The organism is Paenibacillus terrisolis, from assembly GCF_056171975.1.
Map to the genome: position 1 here is coordinate 25,096 of NZ_JBKFGG010000006.1, position 11,920 is coordinate 37,015.

At 49.2% G+C, this 11,920-nt stretch carries 12 protein-coding genes; all 12 read left to right on the forward strand.

What is annotated here, in order from left to right; translation table 11 throughout:
- The first annotated feature begins 17 nt into the window (after nucleotides 1-17).
- Genes fliM through ACI48K_RS07805 form a run of 12 tightly spaced genes read left to right on the forward strand, consistent with a single transcriptional unit; the run spans nucleotide 18 to nucleotide 11,905 of the window.
- Complete coding sequence (gene fliM, locus ACI48K_RS07750; protein WP_475027010.1) at nucleotides 18-1,016, forward strand: flagellar motor switch protein FliM; 999 nt, start codon at nucleotides 18-20, stop codon at nucleotides 1,014-1,016.
- Nucleotides 1,006-2,217, forward strand: a complete 1,212-nt coding sequence (gene fliY, locus ACI48K_RS07755; protein WP_475027011.1) for a flagellar motor switch phosphatase FliY — start codon at nucleotides 1,006-1,008, stop codon at nucleotides 2,215-2,217. The genes fliM and fliY overlap by 11 nt, the downstream gene beginning before the upstream one ends.
- A gap of 27 nt (nucleotides 2,218-2,244) precedes the next feature.
- On the forward strand, nucleotides 2,245-2,610 hold the full coding sequence (locus ACI48K_RS07760) for a response regulator (RefSeq protein ID WP_475027012.1): 366 nt from the start codon (nucleotides 2,245-2,247) through the stop codon (nucleotides 2,608-2,610).
- Nucleotides 2,611-2,619: 9 nt separating this feature from the next.
- A complete protein-coding gene (locus ACI48K_RS07765) occupies nucleotides 2,620-3,156 on the forward strand; it encodes a flagellar biosynthetic protein FliO (protein ID WP_475027013.1) in 537 nt (178 codons plus the stop codon).
- A complete protein-coding gene (gene fliP, locus ACI48K_RS07770) occupies nucleotides 3,153-3,923 on the forward strand; it encodes a flagellar type III secretion system pore protein FliP (RefSeq protein WP_475027014.1) in 771 nt (256 codons plus the stop codon). Before ACI48K_RS07765 ends, fliP begins: the two co-directional genes overlap by 4 nt.
- A 17-nt stretch (nucleotides 3,924-3,940) precedes the next feature.
- Complete coding sequence (gene fliQ / locus ACI48K_RS07775) at nucleotides 3,941-4,210, forward strand: flagellar biosynthesis protein FliQ (RefSeq protein WP_475027015.1); 270 nt, start codon at nucleotides 3,941-3,943, stop codon at nucleotides 4,208-4,210.
- A gap of 12 nt (nucleotides 4,211-4,222) precedes the next feature.
- Entirely contained in the window at nucleotides 4,223-5,011 is a 789-nt protein-coding gene (gene fliR / locus ACI48K_RS07780) for a flagellar biosynthetic protein FliR (protein WP_475027016.1), read from the forward strand.
- 18 nt (nucleotides 5,012-5,029) lie between these two features.
- Complete coding sequence (flhB, locus tag ACI48K_RS07785) at nucleotides 5,030-6,118, forward strand: flagellar biosynthesis protein FlhB (protein ID WP_475027017.1); 1,089 nt, start codon at nucleotides 5,030-5,032, stop codon at nucleotides 6,116-6,118.
- A gap of 24 nt (nucleotides 6,119-6,142) precedes the next feature.
- Nucleotides 6,143-8,179: a flagellar biosynthesis protein FlhA gene (flhA, locus tag ACI48K_RS07790; protein WP_475027019.1), complete on the forward strand. Its 2,037-nt coding sequence runs from the start codon at nucleotides 6,143-6,145 to the stop codon at nucleotides 8,177-8,179.
- The gene (gene flhF, locus ACI48K_RS07795; protein WP_475027020.1) at nucleotides 8,176-9,561 is read left to right on the forward strand and encodes a flagellar biosynthesis protein FlhF; all 1,386 of its coding nucleotides are present in this window, start codon (nucleotides 8,176-8,178) and stop codon (nucleotides 9,559-9,561) included. Before flhA ends, flhF begins: the two co-directional genes overlap by 4 nt.
- Complete coding sequence (locus ACI48K_RS07800) at nucleotides 9,558-10,445, forward strand: MinD/ParA family protein (RefSeq protein WP_475027021.1); 888 nt, start codon at nucleotides 9,558-9,560, stop codon at nucleotides 10,443-10,445. Before flhF ends, ACI48K_RS07800 begins: the two co-directional genes overlap by 4 nt.
- Before the next feature lie 32 nt (nucleotides 10,446-10,477).
- Nucleotides 10,478-11,905 carry a protein-glutamate methylesterase/protein-glutamine glutaminase gene (locus tag ACI48K_RS07805; protein WP_475027022.1) on the forward strand — a complete coding sequence of 476 codons (1,428 nt, stop codon included), beginning with the start codon at nucleotides 10,478-10,480 and terminating at the stop codon, nucleotides 11,903-11,905.
- Nucleotides 11,906-11,920 lie beyond the last annotated feature (15 nt).

Consider the following 11,920-nt stretch of genomic DNA (forward strand, 5'->3'; position numbering starts at 1 on the left):
CGAAGGGGGTGAGATGTTTGGTAGATGTGTTATCACAGAACGAGATAGACGCTCTGCTTGCCGCGTTGTCATCGGGTGAAATGGACGCCGAGGAACTGAAGAAGGAAGAAACGCAAAGAAAGATCCGCGCCTATGACTTTAAACGGGCGGTGAGATTTTCCAAAGATCATATCCGAAGCTTGACCCGGATTCATGAGAACTTTGCCCGTTATCTCACAACCTATTTTTCGGCGCAGTTAAGAACTTTTGTACAGATCAGCGTAGTACAGGTAGAGCAGCTCCCTTACGATGAGTTTATCCGCTCTATTCCCAAGATGACGATTCTGAATATTTTTGAGGCGGAGCCGCTGGAAGGGAGAATGGTGCTGGAGGTCCACCCCAACGTAGCCTTTGCCATGTTGGACAGGCTGCTCGGAGGACTTGGAGCGGCACCGTCCAAAATCGGCTCGCTCACGGAAATCGAAACGATTATTATGGAGCGCATATTCAGCCGAGCATTTGAAAGCTTGCAGGAGGCCTGGAAAACCATCGTGGACATCAATCCTCGAATGGAGGCCCTGGAAACCAACCCTCAGTTTATGCAAATCGTTTCTCCCAATGAGACGATTGCGCTTATTTCGCTGAGCACCAAAATTGGTGACACTTCGGGGATGATCAATTTGTGTATACCGCACGTCGTCATCGAGCCGATCATGCCCAAGCTTTCCGTTCACCACTGGTTCGTTTCCCAGAAAAAATCCCGGATTCCGGAAGAAGTTGATGCGCTTCGAAACCGGGTCAACAAAGCAAAATTGCCGATTGTTGCCGAGCTAGGAGAATCGCAAATCACCATTCGTGAATTTTTGGGATTATCCGCGGGGGATGTGATCTCTTTGAACAAACCCGTTGATGAGGGATTGCAGATCCGGATCGGCGACAGATTGAAGTATATCGGCAGCCCGGGTACGCTCAAAGATCGCGTCGCCGTACAAATTGATGAAATTGTCAGCGAAGGAGTTGAGGAACTTGACGAGTAAAGATTATTTGTCCCAAGAGGAAATTGACGCTCTGCTGAAGCAGGCCAATCTTGAAACGGCGTCCGAGCCGACGGTTGATGATGTGTTGACCCCATTAGAACAGGACGCACTGGGAGAGATCGGCAACATTACTTTTGGCAGCGCGGCTACGGCGCTTTCAACGCTCCTGAACAAAAAGGTGGATATTACGACTCCCAAAGTATCCGTCATTACGCGTTCCCAATTTGAAGCCGAGTTTCCGAAACCGCATGTAGCCATTCACGTCCAATACGTGGACGGATTCGAAGGAATGAACTCCCTCGTTATTAAAACGAGAGATGCCCAGGTTATCGCCGACTTGATGCTAGGCGGTGAAGGCAATCCGGCTGAAGAAGAACTGAATGAAATTCATATCAGCGCCGTTCAGGAAGCGATGAATCAAATGATGGGCTCCTCGGCTACGTCGATGTCGACCATCTTTAACCGCTTTGTAAATATCTCGCCTCCAGGCATTGATATTTTGAACATGACTGAGGGGCATGGGCTTGGCAGTCTTCCCGCCTCGGATCCTTTGATCAAAATCTCTTTTCGTCTGACGATCGGAGATTTGATAGATTCTACGATTATGCAGCTGTTAACAGTAAAGTTTGCCAAGGAAATGGTTGATAGCCTGATTCATGGCTCTACGTCCGATTCCGTAGCCATGGAGAGTGCAGCAACCGCCGCGCCGTCTGCGCCGCCGGTGAAGGAAACTCCGGCACCCGCTTATCAACAGCCGCCGATGCAACAGCCTCCGATGATGCAGCCGCCAATGATGCAGCCTCAGCCGGGATATCCGTATCCACCGCAGGAGCAAGTTTACAGCGAACCTCATCATTATGGAGGGATGCCTGGACGGAATCTGAATGTACAGCCGGTACAATTTGCTAACTTGGGAAATCCGTCGTTTGGGCAGGTTGACGAAAATAATTTAAACTTACTGATGGACATTCCCCTTAAAGTCACCGTAGAATTAGGAAGGACCCAAAAGCAGATTAAAGATATCTTGGAACTTTCCCAGGGGTCGATTATCGAATTGGATAAGCTGGCTGGTGAGCCTGTGGATATTCTCGTTAACAACAAATTGATCGCCAAGGGCGAGGTTGTCGTCATTGACGAGAATTTTGGCGTTCGCGTAACGGATATAGTAAGCCAATGGGACCGCATTCAAAAATTACAATAGTAGAAGTTTAGGGAGGATTTTAAATCAATGGCAAACCGAATTCTAATCGTAGACGACGCAGCATTTATGAGAATGATGATCCGCGATATTTTGACAAAAAACGGGTTTGAGGTTGTTGGAGAAGCTCAAGATGGTGCGCAAGCGATCGAAAAATTCAAAGAGTTGCATCCGGATCTCATTACCATGGATATTACGATGCCGGAAATGGACGGCATTGCAGCATTAAAAGAGATCAAAACGCTGGATCCGAACGCCAGAGTCATTATGTGCTCGGCCATGGGCCAACAGGCGATGGTTATTGATGCCATTCAAGCGGGAGCCAAGGACTTCATCGTGAAGCCGTTCCAATCCGATCGGGTTATCGAAGCGATCAACAAAACGCTGGGAATATAGGCCTGGATTATGAATTTAAGTCAGCCGGACCCCCAGCTTAACGGGGATTACAATCTTTGGGGCAATTTAATCACGGTCATCGTTGTTCTTGCCATTATTGTTGTTTTGATTGTCGTGCTGATCCGATTCCTTGGCAGAAGAAATCGGTTTATGACCCAAAGCCGGTCAATTCGTACGCTGGGAGCTATCGGGCTAGGGCCAAGCAAGTCGCTGCAGGTGATCGAAATCGGGGATTGCATCTATTTGGTTGGCGTCGGTGAAGACATTTCCCTGGTAGATAAGATTAGCGATCCGACAGAAGTTGCGGTTTTGCAGCAGGCATTTGAAGAGGAAGGGACGGAATTCGCCGGGTTTGGAAAAGTAATGACTGGTCTCATCTCCCGGTTCAGAAAAGAGCCTCCGCAAGAAGAGGAAGAACTGGAAGGGACCTCATTCCATGAGGTATTCCAATCGCATCTGCAGAAAATGCCAAGCCGCAAATCGCAGATGGAGGAGTTGCTGCAGGACCAGGAAGAACAATCCGAAGATCGGCATAAAAATTCATGAAGAAAAAAGTCATTCTTGCCAGCTTACTGCTGATGTTATGGAGCGTGCTCATGGTCTCCATCGCTTCTGCCGAACCGGCAGACCCTCAGTTGAACCCAATCCCGAATATCAACGTTCAGATTGGGGATTCGGGCGGGCAACCAAGTACCAGCTCTTTATCGATTATATTATTGATTACGGTACTTAGTTTAGCGCCGGCGATCCTTGTATTAATGACTAGCTTTACTAGAATTGTCATTGTGCTGGGGTTTGTGCGTACTTCGCTTGGAACGCAGCAGATGCCTCCCAATCAGGTACTGATCGGTTTAGCGCTGTTTTTAACGCTTTTTGTGATGAGTCCGACGCTTTCCACGATCAATCAGGTGGCTCTTCAGCCTTACATAAAAGGCGAGATTACTCAGACTGAAGCTTTGGACAAAGCGGCTGTCCCGATGAAGAAATTCATGTATTCACATACTCGTCCGAAGGATCTCCAGCTGTTTATGGGTTATACGAAAATGGAGAAACCAAAGACCTATGAGGATATTCCTATTTCGGTCATGGTGCCGGCATTTGCAATCAGTGAACTTAAAACGGCATTCCAGATGGGCTTTATGATCTTCATACCTTTTCTGATTATCGATATCGTCGTTTCAAGCGTGTTGATGGCGATGGGGATGATGATGCTGCCGCCGGTGATGATTTCGCTTCCGTTCAAAATATTGCTGTTTGTGCTTGTTGATGGCTGGTACTTAATCGTCAAGTCGTTGCTGGTCAGTTTTAATTAATTCTAGGGGGACGGTTTATGAGTTCGGAATTTATTATCGGATTAGCCGGACAGGCCGTTTACACCGTTCTGAAGGTTAGCGCGCCAATGTTGGTCATCGGGCTTGTTGTCGGTTTGCTGGTGAGCATTTTTCAGGCAACGACGCAGATTCAGGAGCAAACGCTCGCCTTCATTCCAAAAATCGTGGCCGTGCTGGTCGCCTTGCTGTTGTTTGGACCGTGGATTCTTACAACGCTGGTGGATTTTACCTACGGGATATTAAACAATCTCTCTAGTTATATCGGTTAGGCTGAAACGATTATGGAGATATTATTGCAAGGATTTTCCATTTTTTTGCTTATTTTTTGTCGAATTACCGCTTTTTTTGTAGTTTCACCTATCTTTTCAACTCGAACGGTTCCTGGTTCCTATAAGATAGGTCTTTCGGCGATGATCGCCTTTATCGTTCTGCTGATTCAGGGAACAAACCAGACCATACCTATGGATCTGGGGTATGTGTTGTACATTTTTCGCGAAATTCTGATTGGATTATTGATGGGCTATGTGGCTTACCTGATGTTTTCCGTCATTCAGATGGCCGGCTCATTTATCGATATCCAGATCGGATTCGGAATTGCGAATGTCATCGATCCGATGACTGGGGCATCAGCTCCGGTACTGGGGAACTTCAAATATTTGATTGCCACTTTGCTGTTTCTCAGCATGAACGGACATCATTATTTGATCGACGGAATCATTCGCAGCTATGACTGGGTTCCGCTTTCCAACCAATTGTTCCAAAAGATTTATGACGGAAATTTGACCGAGTTTTTGCTACGAACATTCAGCCAGTCATTCCTGCTGGCCTTTCAAATGTCGGCGCCGCTCGTTATCGCCTTGTTCTTGACAGACGTAGCAATGGGTTTTTTGGCCCGCACGGCCCCCCAATTCAATATTTTCGTGATTGGCATCCCGTTGAAGATTATAGTAGGGCTTTTTGTACTGCTTCTTCTGGTTCCGGGATTCGTGATCGCGTTTCAGTCTTTGTTCGAAGTGCTGTTTACATCGCTGCGCGATCTCCTGGGTACGATTGGGGCTAGACCGACATAGGATGGGGGATCTTTACCGATGAAGTTCCGGTATCAACTCGACCTGCAGCTATTCGCCGGCGAGAAAACGGAAAGCGCCACGCCGAAAAAAAGAGAAGAAGCCCGTAAAAAGGGACAGGTTGCCAAAAGCCAGGAAGTTCCCGGAGCGATGATTCTCTTGGCCTCATTTCTTTGTCTATCGGCCTTTGGCGGGTATATGAGAGATCATCTGGTCTACCTTTTTTCCGATGTTTTTCTTCACCGTCTATCGATGGATGTGACGAAGGAAAATGTGATGACGATGCTGGGAAACTATGCCATACAGATTTTGCTGCTGTTGGCTCCTATCTTTCTGGTTGTAGTCGTTGTGGCAGTGATAGCGAACTATGCGCAGGTCGGCTTCATGATGACGGGCGAGCCGCTCAAAATGAAGCTGAGCAAGATGGATCCGATTAAGGGATTTAAAAACATTTTCTCAACGCGTTCTCTCGTAGAGTTTTTGAAGTCCCTCTTGAAATTGGTGATTATCGGATATCTTGTCTATTCGACAATTTGGGGCACTCGAGGAAACCTAGCCTCGCTAGGCCGCGTAACCCCTGAAGACGCTTTTTACTTTGCCGCTCAGCTCACGATGAATCTGGGGTTTAAGATCGGAGCCGCTTTGTTGGTTCTGGCGGTTTTGGATTATCTGTACCAAAGATTCGAATACGAAAAAAGTCTGAGAATGTCGAAGCAGGATATCAAAGACGAATATAAAAAGATGGAAGGCGATCCGCTTATCAAAGGCAAAATCCGGGAGCGGCAGCGGCGCATGGCGCTGCAGCGGATGATGCAGGAAGTGCCGAAAGCCGATGTCGTCATCACCAACCCGACGCATTTTGCCGTGGCTTTGAAATATGACGGATCGCAAATGGATGCGCCTCAAGTTGTGGCCAAAGGGCAGGACTATGTGGCCCTTCGAATCCGGGAGATCGCGAAGGAGAACGGCGTTATGACGATGGAAAATAAGCCGCTCGCTCGCGCACTGTTCCAAAGAGCGGAAATAGGAGATACCATTCCGGCGGATTTGTTTCAGGCCGTGGCCGAGGTGCTGGCTTATGTATACAGAATCAGAGGTAAAGCGAAATAAAGCGGGGATCGGAGGAGAACAACATTGAAGAAGTTTAAAGACTTATTAATCCTTGTGGGCATAATCGGCATTGTTCTGTTAATGATTGTCCCGATCCCGACATGGCTGCTGGATATTCTTCTCATATTAAATATATCGATTGCTCTTATGATTCTGCTCGTTGCGATGAATACGAAAGAGGCCTTGCAGTTCTCTATTTTCCCGGCGATGCTGCTGGTTACAACTTTGTTCCGACTCGCGCTTAACGTTTCCACCACCAAATTGATTCTGGGACAGGCCAAAGCCGGTGACGTTGTCGCAACGTTCGGCTCCTGGGTTTCTCAAGGGGAACCTGTCGTCGGCTTTGTCGTCTTCCTGATCCTGGTGGTCGTGCAATTTATCGTTATCACTAAAGGTTCGGAACGCGTGGCGGAAGTTGCCGCCCGCTTCACTTTGGACGCGATGCCGGGTAAACAGATGAGTATCGATGCCGACCTGAATGCCGGTCTTATCAACGAGCAGCAGGCCAGAGAACGCCGCAGCAAAATCGAACGTGAAGCTGACTTTTACGGCGCGATGGACGGTGCGAGTAAATTCGTCAAAGGCGATGCGATCGCGAGTATCATCATCCTGCTAATCAACCTGATCGGCGGTTTCATCATCGGAATGTCCATTCACGGAATGCCTTTTCAGGAAGCCTTGTCGACCTATTCGATTCTGACCATCGGGGACGGCCTTGTCAGCCAGATTCCTGCTTTGCTTATCTCGACAGCGGCAGGCCTTATCGTAACAAGAGCATCCTCCGAAGGAAACTTGGCCGAGGATATTACAAGCCAACTTTTTACCTATCCAAAGCTGATTTATGTAGTAGCCGGTACGATTACGCTCTTGGGACTTTTTACTCCAATCGGACCATGGACCACATTGCCTTTTGCGGGATTGATGGTTTTTGCTGCCAGAAGAATGCAGAACAATATGAACTTGAAACAAATTGCCCAAGAGCAGCAGGAGGAGGAACAACAAATCGAGGAGGTCCGAAGTCCCGAAAGTGTCATCAATCTGCTGCAGGTCGACCCGATCGAATTCGAATTCGGCTATGGTCTGATCCCGCTGGCGGATACCGGCCAGGGCGGGGATTTGCTGGACCGAATTATCATGATCAGGCGCCAATGCGCTTTAGAAATGGGGCTTGTCGTTCCCGTCATCCGAATTCGCGACAATATTCAACTAAAACCGAATGAATATGTCATCAAAATTAAAGGAAATGTCGTTGGCAGTGGTGAATTATTACTTAATCATTATTTGGCCATGAGTCCGGGGATGGAGGACGAATCCATTACGGGCATAGAGACCCGGGAACCGGCATTTGGGCTTCCGGCCCTTTGGATTGATGAAGGGACTAAAGACCGGGCCGAATTGTCAGGATATACCGTTGTTGATCCACCGTCCGTGGTAGCAACGCATTTAACGGAATTGATTAAGAAACATGCTCACGAGCTGCTGGGACGGCAGGAAACCAAAGCTTTGGTCGATAATCTGAAAGAAAATTATACTGTTCTTGTCGATGAGTTGATCCCTTCGGTGCTTACCATCGGGGATGTTCAGAAAGTGCTGGCCAAACTGCTCCGAGAGAAAATATCCATCCGTGACATGGTTACCATCTTTGAGACTTTGGCGGATTACGGGACCTATACCAAGGATCCGGACGTACTGACGGAATACGTCAGACAGGCGCTCTCAAGGCAAATTACGCAGCAATTTACCCAACAGGGAGAGACGATGCGGGTCATCACGGTTGGACCGAACCTGGAGAAGAAGATCGCCGAAAGCGTTCAACAGACGGAACAGGGCAGTTACTTGGCGCTGGATCCGGTATCGACGCAAACGGTATTTCAAAAGCTGTCGGAACAGATCAATCGGCTCGTGCAAACGGGACAGCAGCCGATCTTACTTACTTCTCCAACGATCCGCATGTATTTACGCCAGGTTCTCGAACGGAGCATGCAGGATATACCGGTATTGTCCTATAGCGAGCTGGAGCCAAATGTTGAAATTCAAAGTGTCGGGGTGGTGAACTTATGAGGGTGAAACGGTATATCGTCGACACAATGCCAGATGCCATGCAAAAGATACGGGGAGAGCTTGGTGCGGATGCGGTTATTTTAAGTACCAAAGAAATGAAAATCGGCGGGTTTCTGGGTATGTTCCAGAAGAAGAAAATCGAAGTTATCGCCGCCTCCGAAGGTAATGAGTCGGCGCCGAAGTCCAAGCCTGCACCGGCTCGGCCCAGCTATCCCGCCCAAGCGCCGGTGGCCAGGCAGTCCGTTCCTGAGGCTTATCGCAAATCGGCTCAAATGTCGAATGCTTCTGCGGTGGGACTCCAAGACAAGCCCGAAACCAATGATAGAGAAACTGCTCTGCAAGCTTCACGAGAGTTCGCTTCGGCGCTGGTAGCGGCGGCTTCCGCCGAAACCACGGCGGAGGCAGAGCGTGAGACTAAGCCCCAGCATATTCGCGAGAATCCCACGGCCGCTGCAGTTCAACCGGCGAGTTCGCGGAAGTCAGCGCCGTTAACGCAGGAAGACAAGGAAGAACGCTTGCTTGAAGAAATCAGGCAAATGAAAATGTGGATAAGCCAGCTCGCCAAGGAGCAAGGCGACCGCCGCGAGTTGCCCGAGGTCCTGATGTCGTTGAAGAAACAGCTGTCTGTTCAGGAACTGTCTCCGGAATTGTATGAACCTTGGATCGAACAAGCGTACGCGGAATGGGTTGAATCGAACAAGTCGCTGAGCGAAGCGGAAATGACCGGGATTGTCCGTAATGCGCTTAAAGATTTTCTAAGCGGCCGGCTGAGCGTAGGAATCGAAGAATCCATAAAGATTGTTTATATTGCCGGGCCTACCGGCGTCGGCAAGACAACCACCATCGCCAAGCTGGCTGCGGATCAGATTTTCCGAATGCGCAAGAAAGTCGGATTAATTACGGCGGATACGTACCGGATCTCAGCGATCGAGCAGTTACGGACGTACGCCTCCATTTTGAATGTACCGCTGGAGGTAGTTCAATCGCCAGGCGACGTTCAAAGAGCGATGCAGCGTCTGAATCACTGCGATTTGATCCTAATGGATACGGCGGGACGCAATTATCTGAACGAATTGTTTGTCGCGGAACTTCAGAGCCTGCTGCTTCCGTCGGAGGAGAGCGAGACGTATCTGGTCCTAAGCTTGACTTCCAAAACCCAGGACATGAAAAGAATCGCCGAGCATTTCAACAAATACGGCCTCGATAAACTGATCTTCACCAAGCTTGACGAAACGGAAAGCGTAGGCCCTATCTATAACCTGTTGAACGAGTATCCATTTAAAGTGTCCTATATCACGAACGGGCAAAATGTACCGGATGATCTCCTTCAGGCGGATCAAGGAATGTTGATTGATGCGCTGTTAGGAGACAAAAGGCCATGAGTGATCAAGCTCAAGCATTGAGACAGTTGGTTTCGTCGCGAGATGGTACCTCTCAATCCCAGGCGAGAAACAGTTCCGCCAAGATCTTGACGGTTAGCAGCGGGAAGGGCGGAGTGGGCAAGTCGAATTTCACTCTGAATTTTGCCCTGGCTCTCAAAGCGTTAGGCAAGAAAGTATTGCTGTTTGACGCGGACATTGGCATGGCGAACATCGACGTGCTGATGGGCGTTAGGCCGCAATACAGCCTTTATCATCTTTTGAAAGGTGAGAAAGATATTTCCGAAATTATTGAATTAGGAAGCCATGCCTTGCCCTTTATTGCGGGAGGTTCGGGACTGGCGGATTTGTTCTCTCTCTCGGAATCCGATTTGGACTACTTCACTTCTCAGATCGATAGTATCTCCGCAGAGATGGATTACATTATTTTTGATACCGGAGCGGGTTTATCCAAAGAAACGCTTAAATTCATAGGTGCGGCTGACGAATGTCTGGTTGTCACCACTCCGGAACCCACTTCCATTACGGATGCATATGCCTTGATTAAAGTAGTGCATGGAATGGAGCAGGAGGTAACGTTTCGTCTTATTGTCAATCGTGTAACCGGCGAAAATGAAGCCCGTCTGGTTGCCGACAAAATCTCACTGGTCGCAAGGCGTTTCCTGGATATGGAAATTCCCATGCTGGGGTATTTAAGCGACGATGCGCATGTGATACAGGCGGTAAAAAAACAGGTTCCTTTCTCTATAGCTTTTCCAGGTTGTTCGGCAGCGCGAGATATTGAGCGGCTGGCTATGACTTATATGGATGTTCCACAGTTTAAGCCAAGGGAAACTTTATCAGGAATCAAGGGATTTATGCACAAGTGGTTGAAGCTATCGAAATGATTCTGCAATGAAGGAACAGGAGTGGAACGACGATGCCCTATCGAGTTATGGTAGTCGACGATTCGGCGTTTATGCGAAAAATCGTATCTGATCTGATCGAAATGGATCCGGCTTTTCAGGTTCAGGGAACAGCCAAAAACGGGCGGGAGGCCACCGAGCAAATTGCCCGGCTTGCACCCGATTTGGTGACCATGGATGTCGAAATGCCGGAGATGAATGGACTGGAAGCGCTAAAAGTCATTATGGATAAAAATCCTCTGCCGGTGATCATGCTGTCAGGCATCAATGAACAGGGGATGAAAGAGACCATCATGGCTCTGGAACTTGGCGCTTTCGACTTCATCCGCAAGCCCTCGGCTTCGACCAGCTCTCACGATATCGAACAAGTCGGGAAGCAGCTTCACGAACAAATGCGTGTAGCTATGCTTACCCAGGAAAGAAAAAAAGCCAGAGAGATGGCGCTTGCCTCCAAAGAGGCAGAACCAGCCCCGCCTGTGGCTCAAAAGGAATCTCCTACCGTACCCGTGAAACGGCCGGAATCGCCCCCTGATAAGAGCCGGGTCATCAACCGGGCACCAGAAAGCGGAGTTCCGGGCGGTTTAAAGCCGGGAAAACCGCAAAGCACTCTTGCGAAGAAACCGGCGGGGAAGTTGGTTACGGATGTTCCGCAGACGCCGGGAGTCGCCAAGCTTTCACCCAAAGACGGGGCAAGTCGCGCCAAAGCGGATTCCGCAGAAGCAAGAGGCGGCGCTGCGGCAGGGAAGAATTCTGTTCTTAAGCCGAAGCAGTCTGCAGCAGTTCCTTCCGTTCCATTGACCGATGGTCAGGAGAAGGCAAAAGACAGCTCGGCGAGAGACCGGCCATTCCGGGGCAGCAAAACGGAATTTTCCGACTTGGTCGCTATCGGGACATCTACAGGCGGCCCCAAAGCGTTAAAGGCTGTTTTGGAGAAAATTCCCGGTTCTTTTCCGGCTCCGATCGTGATCGTTCAGCACATGCCGCCGAATTTCACGAAATCGCTGGCCCAGCGGCTGAATAGTTTGAGCCCGCTGCAAGTGGTGGAAGCAGAAGACGGGATGGTCCTGCAGCGCGGGACAGCGTACATTGCTCCCGGAGGTCATCACTTGAATGTTGTTTCCGGTCCCGATGGAGATTACAGAGTCCGCCTTACCGACCATGAGCCTCGAAATGGTCATAAGCCTTCGGTGGATGTGATGTATGAGTCGATTCTTCCGCTTCAGTCGTTGAGGCGGCATATTGTACTCCTGACGGGGATGGGCAGTGACGGGGCGAAAGTCATGAAGCGGCTTTATGACGCGGGTGTGACTTCCACCATTGCCGAGAGTGAAGAAACATGTGTCGTGTACGGAATGCCGCGCTCGGCAGTAGAGTTGAAATGCGTCAGTCATATTTTACCGCTGCATGAAATTGGCCCTAAGCTTGTACAAATTGTGAAATAACGGAATCTCTTGGAG